At 70.2% G+C, this 26,364-nt stretch carries 23 protein-coding genes; 15 read left to right on the top strand and 8 right to left on the bottom strand.

Annotated elements, in window-relative coordinates; genetic code table 11:
* Positions 1–96: 96 nt before the first annotated feature.
* The 8 genes from ABZU99_RS11830 (at position 97) to pgi (ending at position 9,559) form a co-directional block, all read left to right on the top strand.
* On the top strand, positions 97–3,069 hold the full coding sequence (locus tag ABZU99_RS11830) for a M14 family zinc carboxypeptidase (RefSeq protein ID WP_356047375.1): 2,973 nt from the start codon (positions 97–99) through the stop codon (positions 3,067–3,069).
* A gap of 174 nt (positions 3,070–3,243) precedes the next feature.
* Positions 3,244–4,248: a type I glyceraldehyde-3-phosphate dehydrogenase gene (gene gap, locus ABZU99_RS11825; protein ID WP_355939652.1), complete on the top strand. Its 1,005-nt coding sequence runs from the start codon at positions 3,244–3,246 to the stop codon at positions 4,246–4,248.
* A gap of 80 nt (positions 4,249–4,328) precedes the next feature.
* Positions 4,329–5,531 carry a phosphoglycerate kinase gene (locus tag ABZU99_RS11820; RefSeq protein ID WP_355939655.1) on the top strand — a complete coding sequence of 401 codons (1,203 nt, stop codon included), beginning with the start codon at positions 4,329–4,331 and terminating at the stop codon, positions 5,529–5,531.
* Between the two features lie 5 nt (positions 5,532–5,536).
* Positions 5,537–6,313, top strand: a complete 777-nt coding sequence (gene tpiA, locus ABZU99_RS11815) for a triose-phosphate isomerase (protein WP_355939658.1) — start codon at positions 5,537–5,539, stop codon at positions 6,311–6,313.
* Positions 6,314–6,426: 113 nt separating this feature from the next.
* Positions 6,427–6,654, top strand: a complete 228-nt coding sequence (gene secG / locus ABZU99_RS11810; protein ID WP_355939661.1) for a preprotein translocase subunit SecG — start codon at positions 6,427–6,429, stop codon at positions 6,652–6,654.
* A 218-nt stretch (positions 6,655–6,872) separates the two neighbouring features.
* On the top strand, positions 6,873–7,208 hold the full coding sequence (locus ABZU99_RS11805; protein ID WP_009718803.1) for an RNA polymerase-binding protein RbpA: 336 nt from the start codon (positions 6,873–6,875) through the stop codon (positions 7,206–7,208).
* Positions 7,209–7,638: 430 nt separating this feature from the next.
* Positions 7,639–7,854: a hypothetical protein gene (locus tag ABZU99_RS11800; RefSeq protein ID WP_356047379.1), complete on the top strand. Its 216-nt coding sequence runs from the start codon at positions 7,639–7,641 to the stop codon at positions 7,852–7,854.
* A gap of 52 nt (positions 7,855–7,906) precedes the next feature.
* Complete coding sequence (pgi, locus tag ABZU99_RS11795) at positions 7,907–9,559, top strand: glucose-6-phosphate isomerase (protein ID WP_356047487.1); 1,653 nt, start codon at positions 7,907–7,909, stop codon at positions 9,557–9,559.
* Positions 9,560–9,754: 195 nt separating this feature from the next.
* Here the strand turns inward: pgi and pgl are convergent, their stop codons facing one another.
* From pgl to tkt, 5 genes are read right to left on the bottom strand one after another with little or no spacing between them, the layout of a single operon-like run.
* A complete protein-coding gene (gene pgl, locus ABZU99_RS11790; RefSeq protein WP_355939667.1) occupies positions 9,755–10,534 on the bottom strand; it encodes a 6-phosphogluconolactonase in 780 nt (259 codons plus the stop codon).
* Positions 10,531–11,685, bottom strand: coding sequence for a glucose-6-phosphate dehydrogenase assembly protein OpcA (opcA, locus tag ABZU99_RS11785; protein WP_355939670.1), 1,155 nt, complete (start codon positions 11,683–11,685; stop codon positions 10,531–10,533). Before opcA ends, pgl begins: the two co-directional genes overlap by 4 nt.
* Positions 11,682–13,208 carry a glucose-6-phosphate dehydrogenase gene (zwf, locus tag ABZU99_RS11780; protein ID WP_355939868.1) on the bottom strand — a complete coding sequence of 509 codons (1,527 nt, stop codon included), beginning with the start codon at positions 13,206–13,208 and terminating at the stop codon, positions 11,682–11,684. Before zwf ends, opcA begins: the two co-directional genes overlap by 4 nt.
* Before the next feature lie 2 nt (positions 13,209–13,210).
* Complete coding sequence (gene tal, locus ABZU99_RS11775) at positions 13,211–14,329, bottom strand: transaldolase (RefSeq protein ID WP_355939673.1); 1,119 nt, start codon at positions 14,327–14,329, stop codon at positions 13,211–13,213.
* Between the two features lie 42 nt (positions 14,330–14,371).
* The gene (tkt, locus tag ABZU99_RS11770; protein ID WP_355939676.1) at positions 14,372–16,450 is read right to left on the bottom strand and encodes a transketolase; all 2,079 of its coding nucleotides are present in this window, start codon (positions 16,448–16,450) and stop codon (positions 14,372–14,374) included.
* 280 nt (positions 16,451–16,730) lie between these two features.
* Here tkt and ABZU99_RS11765 point away from each other — a divergent pair, with 280 nt between their 5' ends.
* From ABZU99_RS11765 to ABZU99_RS11755, 3 genes are all read left to right on the top strand, one after another.
* Positions 16,731–17,681 carry a heme o synthase gene (locus ABZU99_RS11765; protein ID WP_355939679.1) on the top strand — a complete coding sequence of 317 codons (951 nt, stop codon included), beginning with the start codon at positions 16,731–16,733 and terminating at the stop codon, positions 17,679–17,681.
* Between the two features lie 24 nt (positions 17,682–17,705).
* Entirely contained in the window at positions 17,706–18,116 is a 411-nt protein-coding gene (locus tag ABZU99_RS11760; RefSeq protein ID WP_355939682.1) for a hypothetical protein, read from the top strand.
* A gap of 98 nt (positions 18,117–18,214) precedes the next feature.
* On the top strand, positions 18,215–19,348 hold the full coding sequence (locus ABZU99_RS11755; RefSeq protein WP_356047383.1) for an amidohydrolase: 1,134 nt from the start codon (positions 18,215–18,217) through the stop codon (positions 19,346–19,348).
* Here the strand turns inward: ABZU99_RS11755 and ABZU99_RS11750 are convergent.
* The 3 genes from ABZU99_RS11750 to ABZU99_RS11740 form a co-directional block, all read right to left on the bottom strand.
* Complete coding sequence (locus ABZU99_RS11750; RefSeq protein WP_355939688.1) at positions 19,318–20,310, bottom strand: COX15/CtaA family protein; 993 nt, start codon at positions 20,308–20,310, stop codon at positions 19,318–19,320. The two genes, ABZU99_RS11755 and ABZU99_RS11750, sit on opposite strands and share 31 nt — an antisense overlap.
* A 380-nt stretch (positions 20,311–20,690) precedes the next feature.
* Positions 20,691–21,464 carry an ABC transporter permease gene (locus tag ABZU99_RS11745; RefSeq protein ID WP_355939691.1) on the bottom strand — a complete coding sequence of 258 codons (774 nt, stop codon included), beginning with the start codon at positions 21,462–21,464 and terminating at the stop codon, positions 20,691–20,693.
* Positions 21,461–22,387, bottom strand: coding sequence for an ABC transporter ATP-binding protein (locus ABZU99_RS11740; protein ID WP_355939694.1), 927 nt, complete (start codon positions 22,385–22,387; stop codon positions 21,461–21,463). The genes ABZU99_RS11745 and ABZU99_RS11740 overlap by 4 nt, the downstream gene beginning before the upstream one ends.
* Positions 22,388–22,559: 172 nt before the next feature.
* On the opposite strand from ABZU99_RS11740, the gene ABZU99_RS11735 reads away from it, so the two are divergent.
* From ABZU99_RS11735 to ABZU99_RS11720, 4 genes are all read left to right on the top strand, one after another.
* Positions 22,560–23,366, top strand: coding sequence for a helix-turn-helix domain-containing protein (locus ABZU99_RS11735; RefSeq protein ID WP_355939697.1), 807 nt, complete (start codon positions 22,560–22,562; stop codon positions 23,364–23,366).
* The gene (gene sufB / locus ABZU99_RS11730) at positions 23,363–24,784 is read left to right on the top strand and encodes a Fe-S cluster assembly protein SufB (protein WP_355939699.1); all 1,422 of its coding nucleotides are present in this window, start codon (positions 23,363–23,365) and stop codon (positions 24,782–24,784) included. The genes ABZU99_RS11735 and sufB overlap by 4 nt, the downstream gene beginning before the upstream one ends.
* A gap of 88 nt (positions 24,785–24,872) precedes the next feature.
* Positions 24,873–26,042 carry a Fe-S cluster assembly protein SufD gene (gene sufD, locus ABZU99_RS11725; protein ID WP_355939702.1) on the top strand — a complete coding sequence of 390 codons (1,170 nt, stop codon included), beginning with the start codon at positions 24,873–24,875 and terminating at the stop codon, positions 26,040–26,042.
* Entirely contained in the window at positions 26,039–26,362 is a 324-nt protein-coding gene (locus tag ABZU99_RS11720) for a non-heme iron oxygenase ferredoxin subunit (protein WP_355939705.1), read from the top strand. Before sufD ends, ABZU99_RS11720 begins: the two co-directional genes overlap by 4 nt.
* Positions 26,363–26,364: the final 2 nt, after the last annotated feature.

The raw sequence follows: 26,364 nt of genomic DNA, 5'->3' as shown, positions 1-26,364 counted from the left end.
GGGCCCGGCCGCGCGCCCCTGTTGACATGAGCATGTGTCGTGGCGAGTCTGGTCCGCCTGCGTACCCACCGCGTCGGATGACAGTCAGGGGGGCTCATGAAGAGACGCACGGCGAGATCGAAGAGAGCGGTCAGCTCGGTTGTGGCAGTGGCTTCACTGCTGCTGGGGGGAGTGGCCGCGGCTCCCGCGGCGCACGCACGGCCCGCGGCGGACGCCTCGGCCGACGGACTGTCCGTATGGACCGCCCAGGTCACCAAGGCCCAGATCCCACTGCTGCTGCGCTCCGGAGTGGACGGCACCGAGCTCGGCCGGCAGGTGCCGGAGAAGGGCACCGGTCCGGTCGAGCTCTATCTCACCGGACAGCAGGCCGCCGCGCTGCGCGGCCAGGGCATCCGGCTCACCGCGAAGGAACTCTCGCACCAGGCCCGTAACCGCCTCAAGGCCGCCGGCGACGGCGTCTTCCGCCCCTACAGCGGCGACGGCGGGCTCCAGCAGGAGATCGTCAGGACCGGTCAGGCCCATCCCGGCCTGACCAAGGTCGTCAGCATCGGCAAGACCACCCGGGGCAAGGACATCCTCGCGCTCAAGATCTCGAAGGGCGCCAAGCGGACCCCCGACGGCAGCAAGCCGTCGGTGCTCTATGTGTCCAACCAGCACGCCCGTGAGTGGATCACCCCGGAGATGACCCGCCGGCTGATGCGCTATTACCTCGACAACTACGGCAAGGATGACCGCGTCACCAAGATCGTCGACCGTACGGAGTTGTGGTTCGTGCTCTCCGCCAACCCGGACGGCTACGACTACACGCATGAGAGCCCCGCCAACCGGCAGTGGCGCAAGAACCTCCGGGACAATAACGGCGACGGCAGGATCACCACGGGCGACGGCGTCGACCTCAACCGCAACTTCTCCTACAAGTGGGGCTACGACGACGAGGGTTCGTCCCCCGACCTGGCCGATGAGACCTACCGGGGCCCCGCGCCCGGCTCCGAGCCGGAGACCAAGGCCCTGGACCGCTTCGAGAAGCGCATCGGCTTCGACTACGGCATCAACTACCACTCCGCCGCCGAACTGCTCCTCTACGGCGTCGGCTGGCAGGTCGCCACCCCCACCCCCGACGACGTCCTCTACAAGGCCCTCGCCGGAACCCCCGAGCACTCCGCGATCCCCGGCTACCACCCGCAGGTCTCCTCGGAGCTGTACACCACCAACGGCGAGGCCGACGGCCACGCGGCCAACGTCAACGGGATGATGATGTTCACCCCGGAGATGTCGACCTGTCAGACCGCCTCCGTCCTCGACCCGAATGACGCGTGGCGGCCGGGCGACTGTGCGTCCGTCTTCACCTTCCCGGACGACGAGAAGCTGATCCAGCAGGAGTTCGCCAAGAACATCCCCTTCGCGCTCTCCGTCGCCGAGACCGCCGAGCACCCCGACCGGCCCTCGTCCTCGGTCGGCCTCACCGCCCCCGACTTCACCCCGGACGCCTTCACCACCTCCTACGCCCGCGGCGCCGGCCAGGACGTCTCCGTGACCGTCCGCAAGAGCGTGCGCGACAAGAAGCTCAACTACCGCGTGGACGGCGGCCGTACCCGGACCGCCTCGCTGAAGCCCTGGAAGGGCGGCGAGACCTATGGGGGTGACGACAACCTCCGCTTCGACCAGTACCGCGCCGCGGTCAAGGGGGCGTATCCCGGCGAGCGGGTCAAGGTCTGGTTCACCGGCCGGACGAAGAGCGGCAAGCGGACCTCCAGCGAGCCGTTCACCTTCACCGTCGCCAAGCGGCCCCGCGCCGACACCCTGGTGATCGCCGAGGAGGGCGGCAGCTCCCCCGCCCGGCACACCGCCGCGTACACCAAGGCCCTCGCCGACAACGGCCGTAAGGCCGCCGTCTGGGACGTCGCCACCCAAGGCACGCCGTCCGCGCTCGGGGTGCTCGGCCACTTCAAGACCGTGCTCTGGTACACCGGCGCCCGGCGGCCCGGCGGCCCGACCCTGCTCGCCGTGCGCGACTTCCTCAACGAGGGCGGCAAGCTCATCACCACCGGTGAGCGGGCGGGCGGCAGTTCCGAGGTGGGCCCGGCCGACACCGACGACTTCAGCCAGTACTACCTGGGCGCCGACAGCCGCCTGACGCTGAAGTCGCCGGCTGCCTTCCGGGGGGCCGGCGCGCTCAAGGGCACCGCGGCCACCCTCGCCGACGCCCCGGGCAACCCGCTGGACGCCGCGGGCGCGTACACCGTCACCTCCGATGTGCTGCCGCCGAAGGATTTCCCGCAGTTCCGCAGCGCGGGCGCGGGGGAGTACCCGGGGGCGCGTACCCCGTACCAGCCCTATGAGGGCGACTGGATGGCGGCCGCCGGGCACCGTGACAGCTCCTGGATGCGGCTGTCCCGCACCGTCGATCTGACCGGTGTGGCCGTCGGCGACACGCCCGGTCTCACCTTCCGGCTCAGCTTCGACACCGAGCCCGGATACGACCATGTGATCGTCGAGGCGCACACCGTGGGCCAGGACGACTGGACGACGCTCCCGGATGCCAACGGCGGCTCCTCCACCGCGGTTCCCACCGAATGCGAGGCGGGCTTCCTGCTGAACCTCCACCCGTTCCTGAAGCACTATCTGACGCCCGGCGACGACGGCTGCCGCGCGAAGGGCACCACGGGTGGCTGGAACAGCTTCACCGGCTCCTCCGAGGGCTGGCGGCCGGTTTCGGTCGATCTGAGCGGCTACGCGGGCAAGAAGGTCGAGCTGGCCGTCTCCTATGTGACCGACCCGGGCACCGGCGGCCGGGGCGCCTTCGTGGACAACACCCAGCTCACCGTGGGCGGAACCGCCAAGGACTCCGAGGGCTTCGAGGCGGCGCTGGGCCCCTGGTCCGCGCCGGGGGCACCGCAGGGCAGCCCGCCGAACGCCGCGGACTGGACCCGCTCGCGCGAGCTGTTCCACGCCTCGGCGGCGGTCACCACCAGGGACACCGTGCTGCTGGGGTTCGGTCTGGAGCATGTCCCGAGCGCCGCCCAGCGGGCGAAGCTCGTGGGCGGCGCGCTGCGTTCCCTGCGTCGTTGACAGGACGTGACAGAACGTGACTGAATCGGCGGCCCATACCACGTTCCGGTGGTGATGGGCCGCCGAAGCCAATGTCACGTGCGTCTCGTGATAGCGGTAGGGTCGGAGGCGGTCGGGGACATCCCATACAGCTCGCCGGCGTCCAGACCGGCACACCAACGAGGAGATCGGTTCGTGACGATCCGCGTAGGCATCAACGGCTTTGGCCGTATCGGTCGCAACTACTTCCGCGCGCTCCTGCAGCAGGGCGCGGACATCGAGATCGTCGGTGTCAACGACCTGACCGACAATGCCACCCTGGTGCACCTGCTGAAGTACGACACCATCCTGGGTCGGCTGAAGCACGAGGTCAGCCACACGGAGGACACCATCACGGTGGGCAACCAGACGTTCAAGACGATGGCCGAGCGTGACCCGGCCGCCCTTCCGTGGGGCGAGCTCGGCGCGGACATCGTGATCGAGTCCACCGGCATCTTCACCAAGCGCGAGGACGCCGCCAAGCACCTCGCCGCCGGCGCCAAGAAGGTCCTGATCTCCGCGCCCGCCAAGGACGAGGACATCACGATCGTCATGGGCGTCAACAACGACAAGTACGACGCGGACAAGCACCACGTCATCTCCAACGCCTCCTGCACCACCAACTGTGTGGCGCCGATGGCCAAGGTCCTCGACGAGAGCTTCGGCATCGTCAAGGGCATGATGACGACGGTCCACGCGTACACCAACGACCAGCGCATCCTGGACTTCCCGCACAAGGACCTGCGCCGCGCCCGCGCCGCCGCGGAGAACATCATTCCGACCTCCACCGGTGCCGCCAAGGCCACCGCGCTGGTCCTCCCGCAGCTCAAGGGCAAGCTGGACGGCATCGCGATGCGCGTCCCGGTCCCGACCGGCTCGGTCACCGACCTCGTCATCGAGCTCGACCGCGAGGTCACCAAGGAAGAGGTCAACACCGCCTTCCAGAAGGCCGCCGAGAGCCAGCTCAAGGGCATCCTCGAGTACACCGAGGACCCGATCGTCTCCTCGGACATCGTCAACTGGCCGGCGTCCTGCACCTTCGACTCCTCGCTGACCATGGCCCAGGGCAAGCAGGTCAAGGTCATCGGCTGGTACGACAACGAGTGGGGCTACTCCAACCGCCTCGTCGACCTGACCGTCTTCGTCGGCGGCAAGCTCTGACGCTGTCGCAATGAGCGAGGAACGGGGCCCGCTACGACGCCGTCGTACCGGGCCCCGCTCCATGATCAAGGAGTCATGCTGTGAAGACGATTGACGATCTTGAGGTCGCCGGGCAGCGGGTCTTCGTCCGCGCCGACCTGAATGTCCCGCTCGACGGCGACACCATCACCGACGACGGCCGGATCCGCGCCGCCGTCCCGACGATCAGCAAGCTGCTGGACCGCGGAGCCAAGGTGATCGTGGCCTCGCACCTCGGCCGCCCCAAGGGCGCGCCCGATCCGCAGTTCTCGCTCGCCCCGGTCGCCCGGCGGCTCGGCGAACTTCTCGGCAAGCAGGTCGCCTTCGCGACCGACACCGTGGGCGAGAGCGCGCGGACCACCGTCGAGGGCCTTTCCGACGGCGAGGTCGCGCTGCTGGAGAACCTGCGGTTCAACCCCGGTGAGACCAGCAAGGACGACGCCGAGCGCGGCGCGTTCGCCGACCAGCTCGCCGCCCTGGCCGACCTCTATGTGGGTGACGGCTTCGGCGCGGTACACCGTAAGCACGCCTCCGTCTACGACCTCCCGGCGCGGCTGCCGCACGCCGCCGGCGACCTGATCGCGACCGAGCTGGCCGTCCTCAAGAAGCTCACCGAGGACGTCAAGCGCCCGTACGCGGTGGTCCTCGGCGGTGCCAAGGTCTCCGACAAGCTCGGCGTCATCGACCACCTCCTGGAGAAGGCCGACCGCATCCTCATCGGCGGCGGCATGGCGTACACCTTCCTCAAGGCCCAGGGTCACGAGGTCGGCGGCTCGCTGCTGCAGGAGGACCAGATCCCGGCGGTCCAGGAGTATCTTCGGCGGGCCCAGAAGCGCGGCGTGGAGTTCGTGCTCCCCGTCGACGTCATGGCGGCGCGCGAGTTCCCGGACCTGAAGACCAAGGCCCCGGCGCACCCGCAGGTCATCCGCGCGGACGCCATCCCGGCCGACACGCAGGGACTGGACATCGGCCCGGAGACCCGCAAGCTGTACGCCTCGAAGCTCGCCGACACGGCCACCGTCTTCTGGAACGGCCCGATGGGCGTCTTCGAGCACCCCGACTACGCCGAGGGCACCCGGGCCGTCGCCCAGGCGCTCATCGACAGCCCCGCCTTCACGGTGGTCGGCGGCGGCGACTCCGCCGCGGCCGTCCGCATCCTGGGCTTCGACGAGAACGCTTTCGGCCACATCTCGACCGGCGGCGGAGCGAGCCTCGAATACCTCGAGGGCAAGACGCTCCCCGGCCTCGCCGCACTGGAGGACTGAACACCGTGAGTGACCGCATGCCGCTGATGGCGGGCAACTGGAAGATGAACCTCAACCACCTTGAGGCCATCGCGCACGTCCAGAAGCTCGCCTTCGCGCTCGCCGACAAGGACTACGAGGCCACCGAGGTCGCGGTCCTGCCGCCCTTCACCGATCTGCGCTCGGTGCAGACGCTGGTCGACGGCGACAAGCTGAAGATCAAGTACGGTGCCCAGGACATCTCCGCGCATGACTCCGGTGCGTACACCGGCGAGATCTCCGGCCCGATGCTCGCCAAGCTCAAGTGCGCCTACGTCGTCGTGGGCCACTCGGAGCGGCGTCAGTACCACTGTGAGACCGACGAGCTCTGCAACGCCAAGGTCAAGGCGGCCTTCCGCAGTGACCTCACCCCGATCCTGTGCGTCGGCGAGGGTCTGGAGGTCCGGAAGGCGGGCAACCAGGTCGCGCACACCCTCGCGCAGGTGGACGGCGGTCTCAAGGACGTCCCGGCCGAGCAGGCCGAGACCATCGTGATCGCGTACGAGCCGGTCTGGGCGATCGGCACCGGCGAGGTCGCCACCCCCGAGGACGCCCAGGAGGTCTGCGGGGCGATCCGCGGCCGGCTCGCCGAGCTGTACAGCCAGGAGGTGGCCGACAAGGTCCGGATCCAGTATGGCGGCTCGGTGAAGTCGGGGAACGTCGCCTCGATCATGGCGCAGCCGGATGTGGACGGCGCCCTGGTGGGCGGCGCGTCGCTGGACGTCGAGGAATTCGTCAAGATCGTTCGTTTCCGCGACCAGTGAGTAGGCCGTAGGGCGCGGGTCGTCGTACCCTGTCGGGGGTCGTGGTGGTGCGATCGGCACCGCTCGGCCCCCGTCGTCCGTACAAGCCCGAGAAGGTTGGTCCAGCTGTGATCATGGGGTTCTCGATCGCCCTGATCGTCTTCAGCATTCTGATGATGATCTTGGTGCTCATGCACAAGGGGAAGGGCGGTGGCCTTTCCGACATGTTCGGTGGCGGCATGCAGTCCTCCGTGGGCGGCTCCTCGGTCGCCGAGCGCAACCTGGACCGCATCACCGTGGTCATCGGGCTGCTGTGGTTCGTCTGCATCGTCGTGCTCGGGCTGCTGATGAAGCTGGACTGAGCTCCCGGGCGGGGCCCGCTCCGGGCCCGGCTGACGCCCGATATCTGACGTACCGTCGTCAGGGTGGACCATCAGCGGCCTATCATGGGGGTGGCGTCCTCGGTGGCGGGTGTAACTCCTCTCACTGGACGCGCGTTGGGCCTTACGTAGACTGGGGCGCCGGGCAGCGGGGCTGACAATCGAGGCTTCGCGGCACCATCACGCAGGGAGTTACGACCGTGGCAAGTGGCAACGCGATCCGTGGAAGTCGGGTCGGAGCGGGGCCGATGGGAGAAGCCGAGCGAGGCGAATCGGCACCGCGCCTGCGCATCTCCTTCTGGTGCTCGAACGGACACGAGACCGTGCCGAGCTTCGCCAGCGACGCGCAGATCCCGGACACGTGGGACTGCCCCCGCTGTGGCTTCCCGGCCGGCAAGGACCGGGACAATCCGCCGGACCCGCCGCGCACCGAGCCGTACAAGACGCATCTGGCGTATGTGCGGGAGCGGCGCAGTGACGCCGACGGCGAGGCGATTCTCGCCGAGGCCCTTGCCAAGCTGCGGGGCGAGATCTAGACCCATCCGCGAGCGAGCACGCGGGACGACGGCCCGGCCGGGCACCCTCATGGGGTGCGCGGCCGGGCCGTTGTCAGTGGCGGCGGCTACGGTCGGGGGATGCTGAGGGAACGGGGTGGGGAGCGGGCGCCCGGAACACCGGCTATGCGGCCGGTCATCACGGTCTAGGGATCGGCAGCGTCACCGGGGGCCTGGTGGCCGCCCGGCCCACCGAATGGCGGGGGCTCACTCGCGTCGTCATGGTGTGCGGGACCGTCCGGACCGGCGCCCCGACCGTGCTGGGGACGGTACGGAGCCCGCCGGCCGCCGTCGCCGCCATGGGACTGTTCGGCCTCGCCGGAATCGTCTGGAACGTCGCCGAGGTGACGTGCCGGAATCGTCTGGAACGTCGCCGAGGTGACGCGCCGAAACCTTCCGGAACGTCGCCGAGGTGACGATGATGCGGCAGCGCGGCCCCGCCGGGATGGTCGGCCGGGTGAGCGCCGCCTTCCGTACGCTGTCGATCGCCGGCACCCCGCTCGGCACCCCGCTCGGCGGGGTGATGGCGGCGGCGTGGGGGCTGAACACCCCGGCGCTGGGGGCCGCGGTGCTCTTCGTCCGCGGTCTGACAGCCCTCGTTCCGAGAATGCGGACCGCCATCAATTAGGTTGGTGGCAGGCGGGGGCCAGGCACCGACAAGAAGTGGGCTGATGTCCGAGATGAACGCTGAAGGCCGCACGAGGCTCGACCAGCTGCCCGAGTGGCATGCGCTGGCCGAACACCGCAAGGAGCTGGGCGACGCGCATCTGCGCGAGCTGTTCGCCAATGACCCGGAGCGCGGTCGTCGGCTCACCCTTCAGGTGGGCGATCTCCATGTCGACTACTCCAAGCACCTGGTGACGGACGAGACGCTCCGGCTGCTGCGCGAACTGGCCGCGGCGACCAAGGTGGCCGAGCTGCGGAACGCCATGTTCCGCGGCGAGCGGATCAACACCACCGAGAATCGCCCGGTGCTGCATATCGCCCTGCGCGCGCCGCGCTCGACGTCCATCATGGTGGACGGCGAGGACGTCGTCGGTGAGGTGCACAAGGTGCTCTACAAGATGGGCGTCTTCCACGACCGCATCACGTCGGGCGACTGGACCGGCCACACCGGCAAGCGCATCAAGAACATCGTCAACATCGGTATCGGCGGCTCCGACCTGGGCCCGGCGATGGCCTACGAGGCGCTGCGCCCCTACACCTACCGCTCGCTGCGGTTCCGGTTCGTCTCCAACGTGGACGGTGCGGATCTGCACGAGGCGGTGCACGACCTGGACCCGGCCGAGACGCTGTTCATCGTCGCCTCCAAGACCTTCACCACCATCGAGACCATCACCAACGCCACGGTCGCCCGCGACTGGCTGCTGACCGGGCTCGGGGCAGGTGACGAGGCCATCGCCAAGCACTTCGTGGCGGTGTCGACCAACGCGGAGAAGGTCGCCGAGTTCGGCATCGACACGGACAACATGTTCGAGTTCTGGGATTGGGTCGGCGGGCGCTACTCCTACCCCTCCGCGATCGGTCTCTCCCTGATGCTCGCCATCGGCCCGGACCACTTCCGCGAGATGCTGGCCGGCTTCCATCTGATCGACGAGCACTTCGCCACCGCCCCGCCGGAGGAGAACGTGCCGCTCCTGCTGGGCCTGCTGGGCATCTGGTACGGCGACTTCCACGACGCCCAGTCGCACGCCGTCCTGCCGTACAGCCACTACCTGGCCAAGTTCCCCTCCTACCTGCAGCAGCTGGACATGGAGTCCAACGGCAAGTCGGTGGACCGCGAGGGCGACCCGGTCAGCTGGCAGACCGGCCCGGTGGTCTGGGGCACCCCCGGCACCAACGGCCAGCACGCCTACTTCCAGCTGCTCCACCAGGGCACCAAGCTCATCCCGGCCGATCTGATCGGCTTCGCCCGGCCCGTGCAGGAGCTTGCGCCCCGGCTCGTCCCCCAGCACGACCTGCTGATGGCCAACCTCTTCGCCCAGGGACAGGCGCTGGCTTTCGGCAAGACCGCCGAAGAGGTCGCCGCCGAGGGAGTGCCCGAGGAGCTGGTGCCGCACAAGACCTTCCCCGGGAACCGCCCCACCACCACGATCCTCGCCTCCGAGCTCACCCCGTCGGTGCTGGGCCAGCTGGTCGCACTCTACGAGCACAAGGTGTTCGTCCAGGGCGCCGTGTGGAACATCGACTCCTTCGACCAGTGGGGTGTGGAGCTCGGCAAGGTCCTCGCCAAGCGGGTGGAGCCCGCCCTGACCGAGGGCGCCGAGGTGCCGGGCCTGGACACCTCCACGAAGCATCTGGTCGACACCTACCGCAGGCTGCGCGGTCGTTGAGCAGACCCCTGACCACAGACCCCTAAGCGGTTACGGCGAGGTCAAGTGCTGATCCTTCTCGGCGTCCAAGCCTCGGCCAGGCCGAACGGCGAGGGATCAGCGGCGAACTTCACCGCATCCGCTCAGCCACAGACCCCGAAACACAGCGATCCCCCGTGCGCCCGAGGCGCACGGGGGATCGTCGTCGCCACAGATCTACGGCGACGCCGGGGGATAGAGCTCGCGCGGCAGCCCCGCCGCCGCGGCCCGGTCCAGCAGCCACAGCGTACGGCTGCGGCCGTACGCTCCCGCCGCCGGAGCCTGGAACTCCCCGGCCCCCGACAGGGCGATGGTGACCGCCTTCGCCTTGTCGTCGCCGGCCGCGAGCAGCCACACCTCCCGTGCCGCGCGGATCGCGGGCAGGGTCAGCGTGACCCGCACCGGCGGCGGCTTGGGCGCGCCGCGCACCCCGACCACCGTCCGCTCGGTCTCCCGGACGGCGGGCATCTCGGGGAAGAGCGAGGCGACATGGGTGTCCGGGCCGACGCCCAGCAGCAGGACGTCGAAGGTGGGCACGGCGCCATGGTTCTCGTGCCGCGCGGCCCGCGCCAGCTCGGCGGCGTACGCCTCCGCGGCGGCGTCCACATCGTCGTACGGCCCGTCCGACGCCGGCATCGGATGCACCCGCGCCGGGTCCAGGTCCACCGCGTCCAGCAGCGCCTGGCGGGCCTGGGTGACATTGCGCTCCGGGTGGCCCTCCGGCAGGAACCGCTCATCGCCCCACCACAGGTCCAGCCGTGACCAGTCCACCGCGTCGCGCGCCGGGGACGCGGCGAGCGCGGTCAGCAGGCCGTTGCCGTTGCGCCCGCCGGTGAGGACGACGGAGGCGGAGCCGCGGGCGGACTGGGCGTCCACGATCTTCGTGATCAGCCGGGCCGCCGCGGCCTGGGCCATCAGCTCCTTGTCGCGGTGGACGACCACCTGCGGGGCGGTCACTTGCCCGCCTTTCCGTCCCCCGCCGTGCCGTTCGGCTTGCGCTCGGCGGCGCTCGCCGGGGGGTGGGGCTTGGGCGTCGGCGGCTGCGCCGGTGCCTGCGGCGGGTTGTTCGGCGACGCCGGTGCGTGACCCGACGGCGCGTCCGGGTCGCGGGTCGGCAGCGGCGACGGGCCCGGCGCCGCCTGGGCCACCGGGGCGGTCTTGGCATCCCGCTCCAGCGTCCCGACCCCGCCGAGCTTGCTCACGCCGAACTTCACCGACGTCGCGTACATTTCGTCCGGGTCCAGCCGGCGCAGCTCCTCGGCGATCAGCTCCGACGTCTCACGCCGCTGGAGCGCGACATGGCGGTCGGGCTGCCCCGGCATCGCCAGCTCGGCCAGCGAACCGTTGGCGCGGTCCAGGCAGATCACGCCGTCGGCGGTCTCCAGCCGCACCGCGGTCAGCCCGGGGCCGTCCGAGACCTCGCGCCGGACCGGCACCCGCAGCCGCTCGGCGAGCCACAACCCGAGCAGCTCGCTGCTCGGGTTGTACGCCTCGCCCTCGACGACCGCGGAGGTGATCGGGGAGTGCTTCTGGTCGAGCGCTGCCGCGAGCACGCTGCGCCACCCGGTGATCCGGGTCCAGGCCAGATCGGTGTCGCCCGGGGTGTAGGTCTCGGCCCGCAGGCCCAGCGTCTCGACCGGGTCCTCGGTGGCCTGGGCGTCGGTGATCCGGCGCTGGGCCAGCTGCCCGAGCAGATCCTCGGCGGGGTGCTCCGGGGAGTCCTCGGGCCACCACACCACGACCGGGGCGTCCGGCAGCAGCAGCGGCAGGACGACCGACTGGGCGTGGTTGGCGAGCTCGCCGTGGAGCCGCAGCAGCACCGTCTCGCCGGTGCCCGTCTCCCCGCCGACCCGCACCTCGGCGTCCAGCCGGGCCATGTTGCGGTCGCGCGGCGACCGGCCCGGCCGCTTGATGACGACCAGGATGCGGGAGGGGTGTTCCTTGGAGGCGTCGCTCGCGGCCTTCAGCGCGTCGTAGTGATTGCCCTCGTCGGTGACGATGACGAGGGTGAGCACCATGCCCACGGCCGGGGTGCCGGTGGCCCGGCGCGCCTGGACCAGAGCGGAGTTGATCCGGCTGGACGTGGTGTCCGTGAGATCGATGTTCATGGCCGCCGCCAGCTCCGTCCGTCTCGTGCGAGCATCTCGTCCGCGGCCTTCGGCCCCCAGGTCCCGGCCGTGTACTGCTCGGGCTTCCCGTGCTTGTCCCAGTACTCCTCGATCGGGTCCAGGATCCGCCAGGACTGCTCGACCTCCTCGTGGCGCGGGAAGAGGTTCGTCTCGCCCAGCAGCACATCGAGCAGCAGCCGCTCGTACGCTTCGGGGCTGGACTCGGTGAAGGACTCGCCGTACTGGAAGTCCATCGTCACGTCCCGGATCTCCATGGAGGTGCCGGGCACCTTGGAGCCGAACCGGATGGTGACGCCCTCGTCCGGCTGCACCCGGATGACCAGGGCGTTCTGCCCCAGCTCCTGGGTGTCGGTGGTGTCGAAGGGGGAGTGCGGGGCGCGCTGGAAGACCACGGCGATCTCGGTGACCCGCCGCCCGAGCCGCTTGCCCGTGCGCAGATAGAAGGGGACGCCCGCCCAGCGGCGGTTGTCGATCTCCAGCTTGATCGCCGCGTAGGTGTCGGTCTTGGAGTGGGGGTCGATGCCCTCCTCCTCCAGGTAGCCGCGCACCTCCTGGCCGCCCTGCCAGCCGTGCGCGTACTGGCCGCGCACGGTGTACTTGCCCAGGTCCTTGGGCAGCTTGACGGCCATGAGCGCCTTCAGCTTCTCCATGACCAGCGGATCCGCCTCGAAGGAGGTCGGCTCCTCCATGGCGGTCAGCGCGAGCAGCTGCAGCAGATGGTTCTGTATGACGTCACGGGCCGCGCCGATGCCGTCGTAGTAGCCGGCGCGACCGCCGATGCCGATGTCCTCGGCCATCGTGATCTGGACATGGTCAACGTACGACCGGTTCCAGATCGGCTCGAACATCGTGTTGGCGAACCGCAGCGCCAGGATGTTCTGGACCGTCTCCTTGCCCAGGTAGTGGTCGATCCGGAAGACATCGCTGGGCCGGAAGACCTCATGCACGATCTGGTTGAGCTCCTGCGCGCTCTTCAGATCGTGGCCGAAGGGCTTTTCGATGACCGCGCGCCGCCAGGAGTCCTTGGGTCCGTCCGACAGCCCGTGCTTCTTGAGCTGCTGGACGACGGTGGGGAAGAACTTCGGCGGGACCGACAGATAGAAGGCGAAGTTGCCGCCGGTGCCGCGCGCCTTGTCGAGCTCCTCTATGGTCGCCCGGAGCTTCTCGAATGCCTCGTCGTCGGAGAACTCGCCGGGCACGAAGCGGAAGCCCTCGGCGAGCTGCTGCCAGACCTCCTCGCGGAACGGGGTCCGCGCATGCTCCTTCACCGCGTCGTGCACGACCTGGGCGAAGTCCTCGTTCTCCCAGTCGCGGCGGGCGAAACCGATGAGCGAGAAGCCCGGCGGCAGCAGGCCGCGGTTGGCCAGGTCGTAGACGGCCGGCATCAGCTTCTTGCGGGACAGGTCGCCCGTGACGCCGAAGATGACGAGGCCGGACGGCCCCGCGATACGCGGGAGCCGCCGGTCCCTTGGGTCACGCAGCGGATTGCTGCTGGTCAAGATCCTCACGCCTCCGAAGGTGCGAGACGGTTCAGCTCCGCCTCGGTGGACTTCAGCAGCTCGTTCCAGGACGTCTCGAACTTCTCGACGCCCTCGTCCTCCAGGAGCTGGACGACCTCGTCGTACGAGATCCCGATCGAGGCCAGCGCCTCGAGGTCGGCCTTGGCCTGCTCGTAGGTGCCGTGCACGGTGTCGCCGCGGATCTCGCCGTGGTCGGCGACGGCCTCCAGGGTGGCCTCCGGCATGGTGTTCACCGTGCCCGGGGCGACCAGCTCCTCGACGTACATGGTGTCCTTGTACGCCGGATCCTTGACACCGGTCGAGGCCCACAGCGGACGCTGCTTGTTGGCGCCCGCCCGGTCCAGGGCGGCCCAGCGGTCGGAGCTGAAGACCTCCTCGTACGCCTGGTAGGCGAGCCGGGCGTTGGCGATCGCGGCCTTGCCGCGCAGCGCCTTGGCCTCGTCGGTGCCGCTCTTGTCGATGCGCTTGTCGATCTCGGTGTCCACGCGGGAGACGAAGAAGGACGCCACCGAGTGGATCTTGGAGAGGTCCAGGCCCGCGGCCTTGGCCTTCTCCAGACCGGCCAGGAAGGCGTCCATGACCGCGCGGTAGCGCTCCAGGGAGAAGATCAGCGTGACATTGACGCTGATCCCCAGCCCGATCACCTCGGTGATCGCGGGGAGCCCCGCCTCGGTCGCCGGGATCTTGATGAAGGTGTTGGGCCGGTCCACCAGCCAGGCCAGCTGCTTGGCCTCGGCGATGGTGGCGTGCGTGTTGTGGGCCAGCCGCGGGTCGACCTCGATGGAGACCCGGCCGTCCTGGCCGCCCGTCGCGTCGTGGACGGGCCGCAGGATGTCGGCGGCGTCACGGACGTCCGCCGTGGTGATCATGCGGACGGCTTCCTCGACGGTGACCTTGCGGACCGCGAGATCAGCGAGCTGCTGCTCGTAGCCGTCGCCGCCGGCGATCGCCTTCTGGAAGATCGACGGGTTCGTGGTCACGCCGACGACATGCTGCTGGTCGATCAGCTCGGCCAGGTTGCCGGAGGTGATCCGCTTACGCGAAAGGTCATCGAGCCAGATCGCGACGCCTTCGTCGGCCAGCCGCTTCAGTGCCTCAGTCATGGGGTGTGTCTCCTACTCGTCGCTACTAGTCGTCTGCGGACGTCAGCGCCCGGCGGCGTCGAGGGACTCGCGGGCGGCGGTGACCACGGCCTCCGAGGTCAGACCGAACTCCCGGTAGAGCACCTTGTAGTCGGCGGACGCGCCGAAGTGCTCCAGCGAGACGATGCGGCCGGCCTCGCCGACGTAGCGGTACCAGGTCAGGCCGATGCCGGCCTCGACGGCGACTCGAGCCTTCACGGACGGCGGCAGCACGCTCTCGCGGTACCCCTTGTCCTGCTCTTCGAACCACTCGACCGAGGGCATCGACACGACGCGGGTGGGAACCCCGGCCGCCTGCAGCTGCTCCCGAGCCTCGACGGCGAGCTGGACCTCGGAGCCGGTGCCGATCAGGATCACCTGCGGCTCGCCGCCCTCGGCCTCGAAGAGGACGTAACCACCCTTGGCGGCGTCCTCGTCGGGCTCGTACGTCGGCACGTTCTGCCGGGTGAGCGCGAGGCCGTGCGGAGCCGGCTGGTCGCTGTGGCGGCGGGTGATCTCGCGCCAGGCGATGGCCGTCTCGTTGGCGTCGGCCGGGCGGACGATGTTCAGGCCCGGGATGGCGCGCAGCGCGGACAGGTGCTCCACCGGCTGGTGGGTCGGGCCGTCCTCGCCGAGGCCGATGGAGTCGTGCGTCCACACGTAGGTGACCGGCAGCTTCATCAGCGCGGCGAGCCGGACGGCCGGGCGCATGTAGTCGGAGAAGACGAGGAAGGTGCCGCCGTAGACCCGGGTGTTGCCGTGCAGCGCGATGCCGTTCATGGTCGAGCCCATGGCGTGCTCGCGGATGCCGAAGTGGATCGTGCGGCCGTACGGGTCGGCCTCCGGCAGCGGGTTGCCCTTCGGAAGGAAGGACGAGGACGCGTCGATAGTGGTGTTGTTCGAGCCGGCGAGGTCGGCCGAGCCGCCCCACAGCTCGGGGATGACCCCGCCGAGCGCCTTGAGTACCTGGCCGGACGCCTTACGGGTGGCGACGTCCTTGCCGGCCTCGAAGACGGGCAGCGCGCTCTCCCAGCCCTCGGGCAGCTCGCCCGCGGTGATCCGGTCGAACTCGGCGGCCCGCTCGGGGTTGTTGTTCCGCCACTCCTGGAGCTTCTTGTCCCAGGCGGCGTGCGCCTCACGGCCACGCTCGACGAGCCCGCGGGTGTGGTTGATGACGTCCGTGTCGACCTGGAAGTGCTGCTCCGGGTCGAAGCCGAGGACGCGCTTGGTGGCGGCCACCTCGTCGGCGCCGAGCGCCGAGCCGTGCGACGCCTCGGTGTTCTGCGCGTTCGGGGCGGGCCAGGCGATGATGGTGCGGGCCGCGATGATCGAGGGGCGCTCGGTCTCGGCCTGCGCCGCCTTCAGCGCCGCGTACAGCTGCTGGATGTCGAAGTCGCCGCTCGCGGCCTGCTCGATGCGCTGGACGTGCCAGCCGTACGCCTCGTAGCGCTTCAGCACGTCCTCGGAGAGGGCGGTGGCGGTGTCGCCCTCGATCGAGATGTGGTTGTCGTCGTAGAGGGCGACGATGTTGCCGAGCTTCTGGTGGCCGGCCAGCGAGGAGGCCTCCGCGGAGATGCCCTCCTCCAGGTCGCCGTCCGAGACGATCGCCCAGATGGTGTGGTCGAACGGAGAGGCGCCCTCGGGCGCCTCCGGGTCGAACAGTCCACGCTCGTAGCGGGCGGCCATCGCCATGCCCACCGCGTTGGCGATGCCCTGGCCGAGCGGGCCGGTGGTGGTCTCCACACCGGTGGTGTGCCCGTACTCGGGATGGCCCGGGGTCAGGCTTCCCCAGGTGCGGAACGACTTCAGATCCTCGAGCTCCAGGCCGAAGCCCGCCAGGTAGAGCTGAACGTAGAGGGTCAGGCTGGTGTGCCCGGGGGACAGGACGAAGCGGTCGCGGCCCGCCCAGCCGGTGTCGGAGGGGTCATGCCGCATCAGCTTCTGGAAGAGCAGGTACGCGGCGGGAGCCAGACTCATGGCCGTGCCAGGGTGGCCGTTACCGACCTTCTGTACGGAATCCATGGCCAGGACGCGGGCGGTGTCGACGGCCCGCTGGTCCAGATCGGTCCAGTCGAGGTCTGTGGTAGTCGGCTTGGTGCTCACCCTGAGTCAGGGCTCCTCTCCACAATGCAGCTGTCCGGTGACCGTATGCACACCGGCGATGTCGAGCCTACCGCTGGATCAACGGTCATTTTTTCGAGTCCTCCCGACGCGATAAGGAACGAATCCAAGGGCTTGCCGCATTCCCTGGGCGCCGCCAACACGACCGGACCCCGGCGGTGGGCGGTCCATCCGCTACGTCTAGAGTGGCGTGGTACGCGCAAGTCTTTACCGGCTCTTCATGTCCGGTGCTTGCTGGTTCTTGCTTCCACCAGGGGTGTGCGTGACGGCCGTCGAATCCCGTCCTGCGGGGGTGCTCGAGACGAGCGATGCGAGCTCCGGTCACCGGCCGTTCGGGGCCCGTGTCAAGGCGTTCGTGGCGCTGACCAAGCCGCGCGTCATCGAACTGCTGCTGATGACGACCGTGCCGGTGATGTTCCTGGCGGCCCAGGGCGTCCCGGATCTGTGGCTGGTCCTCGCAACCTGCGTCGGCGGCTATCTGTCGGCCGGCGGCGCCGCGGCGTTCAACATGTATTACGACCGCGACATCGACGCGCTCATGGACCGCACCGCGCAGCGCCCGCTCGTGACCGGCATGGTCGCCCCGCGTGAATGCCTCGTCTTCGCCTCCGCGCTCACCGTCGGGTCGACGGCCTGGTTCTGGGTCCTGGTCAACCCGCTGTCCGCGATGCTGTCCCTCGGTGCGCTGGTCTTCTACGTCGTCGTCTACACGATGTGGCTCAAGCGGCGCACCTCGCAGAACATCGTGTGGGGCGGGATCGCCGGCTGCATGCCCGTCTTCATCGGCTGGTCGTCGGTCACCAACTCGGTCTCCTGGGCCTCGCTGATCCTCTTCCTCGTCATGTTCTTCTGGACGCCGCCGCACTACTGGCCGCTGTCGATGAAGGTCAAGGACGACTACGAGCGCGTGGGCGTGCCGATGCTCCCGGTCATCGCGGGCAACAAGGTGGTCGCCCGGCAGATCGTCCTCTACAGCTGGGCCATGGTCGGCGTCTCGCTGCTGCTGTGGCCGCTGGGCCACACCGGCTGGTTCTACCCGGTCGTGGCGGCCGTGCTGGGCGGGCTGTGGCTGAAGGAGGCGCATGCGCTCCAGGTGCGCGCCAAGGCCGAGATCACGGGCGCCGAGCTCAAGGAGATGAGGCTGTTCCACTGGTCCATCACCTATGTGTCGCTGCTCTTCGTCGCCATCGCCGTGGACCCCTTCCTGCGGTGATTACCGGCGGGTAGCATCGGCCCTATGGCAGACACCAACCAGGCGGAGACGGCCGAGCCGGCAGAGACCGCGGAGCCGGCCGAGCCGGCCGAGACGGTCGCGAGCGGCAAGCCCTCCAAGCCTTCCAAGGACGATAAGCGGGCCAAGCGGCTCGCCCACCAGATCACGGCCTTCGCCACCAGCCACGGCGGCAGCGCCGAGGGCCAGATCGCCCATATCGGCCGCGGCACCGTCCGGATCGCCCTGGTCGGCGCCAACGGTGAGTGGGGCACCCTCGTCGCCCCCACGCGGGAGAGCGCGCGCCGCGCGGCCGAGCTCGCCGGGCTCACCCTCCACGACGACTTCGACGGCGAGTTGGCCGCGAAGGTCCGCACCGGCCCCTACGAGTGGAAGCGCATGGCGGGCATCCAGCTCGGCGGCCCGAGCAACGACTGAGAACGGCTCGTGCCCGACGTGTGAGCGCGGGTCCGCGACACCTCACGCGCCCTCCGTCCGTTAAGCCCTTCGATGCCGGAGGGCGAGAGGCGGCGGCGATGGACGAGGCGACGGATTCCCCGGACACCCGGGGCCCCGCGACCGGCCCGGTCCCCCGGGACGGCCCGGGCCCGGTGGCGGGGCTTTCCGCCCTGCCACCGCTGGTCGACCAGCACAGCCACGGCACGGTCCACGGAGAGCTCGGGATCGGCTCGTTCGAAACCCATCTGGCCGGCGCCGCCGGATCGGGCGCCGCCCCGGCCGGCACCACCTTCTTCGACAGCTGGACGGGGCTCGCCGTACGCCGCTGGTGCCCCCCGCTGCTCGGCATGGAACCCCACTGCGCGCCCGTCACCTATCTCGCCCGCCGCCGTGAGCTGGGCGCCTACCGCGCCGCGCGGCTGCTGCTGCGCGGCGCCGGCATCGGCACCTTCCTGCTGGAGTCCGGCGCGCCGAACGACCTCAGCTCGCCCGCCGAACTGGCCGCGGCGGCCGACGGCCGGGTCCATGAGGTCGTCCGACTGGAGCCGCTGGCCGACCAGGTGGCGGACACCTCGGGCACGGTCGACTCGTTCATCGGCAACACCGCCGAGGCGCTGTACGCGGCCGCCCAGCACGCGACCGCCTTCGCCATGGGCATCACCTTCTGCGACGAGACCCCGCCCGACCCGCGCGAGGTGCGGCGCGCGGCCGCCCGCCGGCTCACCGGCCGCCCGGCGGCCGGACACCGCACCACCGACCCCGCGCTCGCCCAGCATCTGCTGTGGAGCGCCGTCGCGACCGGTCTGCCGGTGCAGCTGCACTGCGGCGACCCGCAGCCGCTCCTCGGCTTCCTGCGCGCCACCGCCGGCTTCGGCACCGATCTGGTGCTGCTGCCCGAGCGGCCGCACCACCGGCGGGCCGCGCAGCTGGCCGCGGCCTTTCCGCACGTCTACGCGGACGCGGGTCCGCGGCCCGGGGAGACGCTGGGCGAGGCGCCGTTCGGCAAGCTGCTCTTCTCGACGGGCGCGCGAGCGCTGCCCGAGCTGTATGTGACCGCGTCCCGGCTGTTCGTCCGGGACCTGTCGCGGCTGGCGGCCGAGTGGATCGCCGACGGCATCTGCACGCGGTCCGAGGCGCGGCGGATCGCCGGTCTTGTCGCGGCCGGCACCGCGCGCCGGATCTACCGGCTGGACGCGGCGGGCTCGGGCTGAACCGCCTCGTGGTCGCCCGCCGGGGCCGGGACGGGCGCCGGAAGGGCCGCCCGCTCGCGCTGGGCGAGCAGCGCTCGAAGCGCGGCGATCCACACCAGGCAGGAGCCGAACATGTGGATGCCGACGACCACCTCGGGCAGATGCGTGAAGTACTGGACGTACCCGATCACGCCCTGGAGGAGCAGGACGGCGAGGAGCTCCAGGACCGTACGGCGCGGGACGGCGGGGGCCTTCACGGCGCGCAGCGTGAACCACAGGGCGACGGTCAGGCCCAGCACGATGTAGACGAAGTCCACATGCAGCTGGGTGATCTCCTGCCAGTCCAGCGGGATCCGGTGCACCTCACGGGCGTCGCCGGCGTGCGGTCCGGCTCCGGTGACCACCGAGCCGATGACGATGAGCGCGCCGGTCGCGAAGATCAGCAGCCGGGTCAGCTGACGCACCGGGCCGGCGACGAGATCCCGCGGCTCGCCATCGCCCTCGCGCGCCCGCCACCAGGTCAGCACGGCGACCGTGAGGAGCGCGGTGGACAGCAGGAAGTGCGAGCTGACGATGTACGGGTTCAGGCCCGTGAGCACCGTGATGCCGCCGACGACGGCGTTGCCCATGACGACCCAGAACTGGGCCCAGCCCAGCCGGGTGAGGGAGCGGCGCACCGGTGTACGGGAGCGGGCGGCGATGATCAGCAGGCCGACGACGGCGCACAGCACGTACGTCAGCATGCGGTTGCCGAACTCGATGGCGCCGTGGATGCCCATGTCGGCGGTCGGCGTCAGACTGCCGGAGGTGCACTTCGGCCAGGTGTCACAGCCGAGGCCGGACTGGGTGAGCCGGACCGCGCCGCCGGTCACGACGATGACGACGGCCATCACCACGGTGGCGAGCGCCGCGCGCTCCACAAAGCGCGCGGAGGGCTGCCAGCGCCGGGCGATCAGCTCGAAGGGGTTCAGCGAATTCGGCACGGGCCCATCGTAGGCGGCTGCTTGTGCAGCTTTTCACGAGGGGTCCGGCCGAGCTCCGGCCGAGCTCCGGCCGAGCTCCGGCCGAGGTGCGGCCGAGGTGCGGCCGAGGTGCGGCCGAGGTGCGGAGGTGTGGGCGAGGTGCGGCCGAGGTGTGGCCCCCGAGCTCCGGCCGAGGTTCGGCCGAGCTCCATCCCCGAGCTCCGGCCGAGATGCGGCCGAGGTCCGGCCCTGAGGTTCGGCCGAGGTGCGGCCGAGCTCCATCCCCGAGGTGCGGCCGAGCTCCATCCCCGAGCTCCGGCCGAGGTGCGGCCGAGGTGCGGCCGAGGTGTGGCCGAGGTGCGGCCGAGGTGTGGCCGAGGTCCGGCCGAGGGGGCGAGCCCTTACTCCCAGCGGAAGAAGCGTCCCGCCGCGCCCAGCCCCAGCACCGCCCACACCGCGAGGATCCCGAGATCCCGCCAGGGCACCGAGGCGCCGTCCAGGAGCACGTCCCGCAGCCCGCCCGAAAGGGCGGAGATCGGCAGCACCTCCAGGACGCCCCGCACCGCGCCCGGGAACTTGTCCAGCGACACGATCACCCCGCCGGCCACCAGCAGCAGCAGGAAGACGAGATTGGCCGCGGCCAGGGTCGCCTCGGCCTTCAGGGTGCCCGCCATGAGCAGGCCGAGCCCGGAGAACGCCGCGGTGCCCAGGATCAGCAGCAGGACGACGGCCAGCGGGTTGCCGTGCGGCGACCAGCCGAGCGCCAGCGCGATCACCGTCAGCAGGGCGATCTGCATGACCTCGGTGATCAGCACCGCACAGGTCTTGGCGGCCATCAGCGCCCACCGCGGCAGCGGGGAGACGGCGAGCCGCTTGAGCACGCCGTAGCGCCGCTCGAAGCCGGTCGCGATGGCCTGGCCGGTGAACGCCGTGGAGAGCACGGCCAGCGCCAGGACGCCGGGCGCGAGGAAGTCCACAGCGCTGCCGTCCGCGCCCGTGTCGACGATGTCGACGCTGCTGAAGAGCACCAGCACCAGGGACGGGATGACCACCGTCAGCAGCAGCTGCTCGCCGTTGCGCAGCAGCATCCGGGTCTCCAGCGCGGCCTGCGCCCGGATCATCCGGAGCAGCGGCGCCGACCCCGGCTTCGGGAGAAAAGTGCCCGTGGCGGTCACGCTCGCAGCTCCTTACCGGTGAGCTCCAGGAAGACGTCCTCGAGGGTGTGCCGCTCGACCGAGATCCGGTCCGGCATCACCCCGTTCTGCGCGCACCAGGAAGTGACGGTCGCCAGCAGCTGGGGGTTGACCTTGCCGGTGACCCGGTACGACCCGGGGGTCAGCTCGGCGGCCGTGCTGTCGGCGGGCAGCGCCTTCAGCAGCGAGGCCAGGTCGAGCGCGGGGCGGCCGGTGAAGCGCAGGGTGTTCTCGGCGCCGCCGCGGCACAGCTGCTCGGGGGTGCCCTGGGCGATGGCCTTGCCGCCGTCGATGATCGCCACATCGTCGGCGAGCTGCTCGGCCTCGTCCATATAGTGCGTGGTCAGCACCACGGTGACCCCGTCGTCGCGCAGATCGCGGACGAGGTCCCAGGTGGCGCGGCGGGCCTGGGGGTCCAGGCCGGCGGTCGGCTCGTCGAGGAAGACCAGCTCGGGGCGGCCGACGATGGCCATGGCGAGTGCGAGCCGCTGCTGCTGGCCGCCGGAGAGCCGCCGGTAGGCCGTCCGGCCGCAGGTGCCGAGGCCGAGCCGCTCCATGAGCATCTTGACGTCCACGGGGTGGGCGTGCAGGGAGGCGGTGTGGCGCAGCATCTCTTCTGCGCGCGCGCCGGAGTAAACGCCTCCGGACTGGAGCATCACGCCGATGCGCGGGCGCAGCGCGGAGGCGTCCGTGACCGGGTCGAGCCCGAATATCCGGACCGTGCCGGCGTCGGGGCGGCGGTACCCCTCGCAGGTCTCGACAGTGGTGGTCTTGCCGGCTCCGTTGGGGCCGAGGACGGCGCTCACGGTGCCGCGCGCGACGGACAGGTCGAGCCCGTCGACCGCGGTTTTCGACCCGTACCGCTTGACCAGGCCGACGATCTCGACCGCGGGCTCATCTCGCATGTCCGGCAGTCTACGAATCGCCGGGGGCGCCGTGGGCGGCAGGGCCGGAAGACGCGGGCCCGGGACCGCGTTGTCGCAGGTGGGACTTAGGGATGCCTTAGTGACGCACCCCACCGGAACCCCCTGACGTCCTCGGTTGTCGTTTGCCGGGGAATTACGCAACAATGGCGTTGTGAAATACGCGAGCGAAGCTCCGAGTGGACGCGCGGCCGAGAAGGCCGCGCGGTCTGCCGTGCCCGCGTACGCGGCCGAAGAACCGCAGCACGGCACCCGCAACCGGGTGGCGCGCTCCATCCTCGATCATGGCCCGTCCACCGCCGCGGAGCTGGCCGTGCGGCTGGAGCTGACCCAGGCGGCCGTGCGCCGCCACCTCGACACTCTGGTCGCCGACGGCGTCGTCGAGCCCCGCGAGAAGAGGGTGTACGGGGTGCGGGGGCGCGGCCGCCCGGCCAAGGTCTTCGCACTCACGGACTGCGGCCGGGACGCCTTCGACCAGGCCTACGACAAGCTGGCCGTCGACGCCCTGCGCTGGATCGAGCAGAGCGCCGGAGGCGGGGAAGCCGGCCGCGCCGCCGTCGCGGCGTTCGCGCGCGCCAGGCTCGCCGCCCAGGCCGAGGCGTACCGCGGCGCCGTGGAGGCCGCAGCCCCAGAAGGCCGTACGGCGGCCCTCGCGGGCGCACTCTCGACGGACGGGTACGCTGCTACGGCGCGCAGCGCGCCGGTCGGCGAACAGCTCTGCCAGCACCACTGCCCGGTCGCTCACGCAGCCGAGCGATATCCGCAGCTGTGTGAGGCGGAGACCGAGGTCTTCTCCCAACTGCTCGGGACTCATGTGCAGCGTCTGGCCACCATCGCCCATGGCGACGGAGTGTGCACGACGTTCATTCCGAAGACCGATACGACGGTCGAGAAGACCGACACCAGCACCACCGAGACCACCACAGCATCTGCCAGCACGGCCGGGAGGAACCCCGAATGACTCTCCCCACGGAGACCGCTCACCCTGAGCTCGAGGGTCTGGGCAACTACGAGTACGGCTGGGCCGACTCCGACGTGGCCGGAGCCTCGGCCAAGCGCGGCCTCTCCGAGGACGTCGTCCGCGACATCTCGGCGAAGAAGTCCGAGCCGGAGTGGATGCTGAAGCTCCGGCTGAAGGGCCTGAAGCTCTTCGGCAAGAAGCCCATGCCCACCTGGGGCTCGGACCTGTCCGGCATCGACTTCGACAACATCAAGTACTTCGTCCGCTCCACCGAGCAGCAGGCCGCCTCCTGGGAGGAGCTGCCCGAGGACATCAGGAACACGTACGACAAGCTGGGCATCCCCGAGGCCGAGAAGCAGCGCCTCGTCGCGGGTGTCGCGGCCCAGTACGAGTCCGAGGTCGTCTACCACCAGATCCGTGAGGACCTGGAGGAGCAGGGCGTCATCTTCCAGGACACCGACACCGCGCTCAAGGAGCACCCGGAGCTCTTCCAGGAGTACTTCGGCACCGTGATCCCGGCGGGCGACAACAAGTTCGCCTCGCTGAACACGGCGGTGTGGTCCGGCGGCTCGTTCATCTACGTGCCGAAGGGCGTGCACGTGGAGATCCCGCTGCAGGCCTACTTCCGGATCAACACCGAGAACATGGGTCAGTTCGAGCGGACGCTGATCATCGTCGACGAGGACGCCTACGTCCACTACGTCGAGGGCTGCACCGCGCCGATCTACAAGTCGGACTCGCTGCACTCCGCGGTCGTCGAGATCATCGTCAAGAAGGGCGCCCGCTGCCGCTACACGACCATTCAGAACTGGTCGAACAACGTCTACAACCTGGTCACCAAGCGCGCCGTGGCGTATGAGGGCGCGACCATGGAGTGGGTCGACGGCAACATCGGCTCCAAGGTGACCATGAAGTACCCCGCCGTCTACCTGATGGGCGAGCACGCCAAGGGCGAGACCCTGTCCATCGCCTTCGCGGGTGAGGGCCAGCACCAGGACGCCGGCGCCAAGATGGTGCACATGGCGCCCAACACCTCCTCGAACATCGTCTCCAAGTCGGTGGCGCGCGGCGGTGGCCGCACCTCCTACCGCGGTCTGATCGAGATCGGCGAGGGCGCCGAGGGCTCCAAGTCCAATGTGCTCTGTGACGCCCTGCTGGTCGACACCATCTCGCGGTCGGACACCTACCCGTATGTGGATGTCCGCGAGGACGATGTGTCCATGGGCCACGAGGCGACCGTCTCCAAGGTCAGCGACGACCAGCTCTTCTACCTCAGGAGCCGCGGTCTGTCCGAGGACGAGGCCATGGCGATGATCGTGCGCGGCTTCGTCGAGCCGATCGCGCGCGAGCTGCCCATGGAGTACGCGCTGGAGCTCAACCGGCTGATCGAGCTGCAGATGGAGGGCGCGGTCGGCTAGCGCCCGCCCTCCCCGCCGGGGACACCGTCCCCGGCGGGGCACCCCGTTCAGGCCCCATCAGGCACAGAAAGCGAGCAGTACGACAGCCATGGCTGAAACCATTCCGGCCGGATCCACCACGGACGGCGTCATCCAGGTGGGACAGCCCACTGATGCGCGGGTGAGCGCCCCCGCGTCGTACGACGTGGCCGACTTCCCGGTGCCCCATGGCCGCGAGGAGGACTGGCGGTTCACCCCGCTGGAGCGGCTGCGCGGCCTCCACGACGGCTCGGCCGTCGCCGACGGCGGCGTCAAGGTCGCGGTGACCGCCCCCGAGGGCGTCACCGTCGAGACCGTGGGCCGTGGCGACGCGCGCCTGGGGAAGGCCGGCAAGCCGGTGGACCGGGTCGCGGCGCAGGCGTACAGCTCCTTCGAGGAGGCGTCCGTCGTCTCCATCCCCAAGGAGACGGTGCTGACCGAGCCGGTGCGGATCTCCGTGCACGGCGAGGGCGGCACCGCCTTCGGCCACCAGGTCGTGGAGGTCGGTGCCTTCGCCGAGGCGGTCGTGGTCATCGACCACACCGGTGACGCGACGCTCGCCGCCAACGTCGAGTACCTGGTCGGGGACGGTGCCAAGCTCACCGTGGTCTCCCTCCAGGACTGGGACGACACCGCCGTCCACGCCGGTCAGCACACCGCGCTGGTCGGCCGGGACGCCACCTTCAAGTCCGTGGTCGTCACCCTCGGCGGCGACCTGGTGCGGCTCCACCCGCGCGTCGTCTACGGCGCCCCGGGCGGTGAGGCCGAGCTCTACGGCCTGTACTTCACCGACAACGGCCAGCACCAGGAGCACCGGCTCTTCATCGACCACGACACCCCGCACTGCCGCAGCAACGTGGCCTACAAGGGCGCGCTGCAGGGCAAGGACGCGCACGCCGTCTGGATCGGTGATGTACTGATCCGCGCCGAAGCCGAGGGCACCGACACCTACGAGCTCAACCGCAACCTGGTCCTCACCGACGGCGCCCGCGTCGACTCGGTGCCGAACCTGGAGATCGAGACCGGCGAGATCGTCGGCGCCGGTCACGCGAGCGCGACCGGCCGCTTCGAGGACGAGCAGCTGTTCTACCTGATGGCGCGCGGCATCCCGGCCGACGAGGCCCGCCGGCTGGTCGTCCGCGGCTTCTTCGCCGAGCTGGTCCAGCAGATCGGGCTGCCCGAGCTGGAGGAGCGTCTGATCGCCAAGATCGAGGCGGAGCTGGAGGCGTCCGTAGGATGACCCCGACCTTCGTACGCGCCTGCTCGCTGGACGAGCTCGAGGACGAGACCCCCATGCGGGTCGAAATCGAGGGCGTGCCCGTCGCGCTGGTGCGCGCCGAGGGCGAGGTGTTCGCGGTCAACGACATCTGCTCGCACGCGAACGTCTCGCTGTCCGAGGGCGAGGTGGAGGACTGCCAGATCGAGTGCTGGCTGCACGGCTCCAGCTTCGACCTGCGCACCGGCAAGCCGTCCGGCCTTCCGGCGACGCGCCCGATCCCCGTATACCCCGTAAAGATCGAAGGGGACGACGTGCTCGTCTCCGTCACCCAGGAGTCCTGAGG

It is taken from the genome of Streptomyces sp. NPDC005266 (genome assembly GCF_040607655.1).
In the GTDB taxonomy this organism is placed as follows: Bacteria; Actinomycetota; Actinomycetes; order Streptomycetales; family Streptomycetaceae; genus Streptomyces.
Note: the sequence above shows the minus strand (reverse complement) of the source record. Positions and strands in the feature narration are given on the sequence as shown.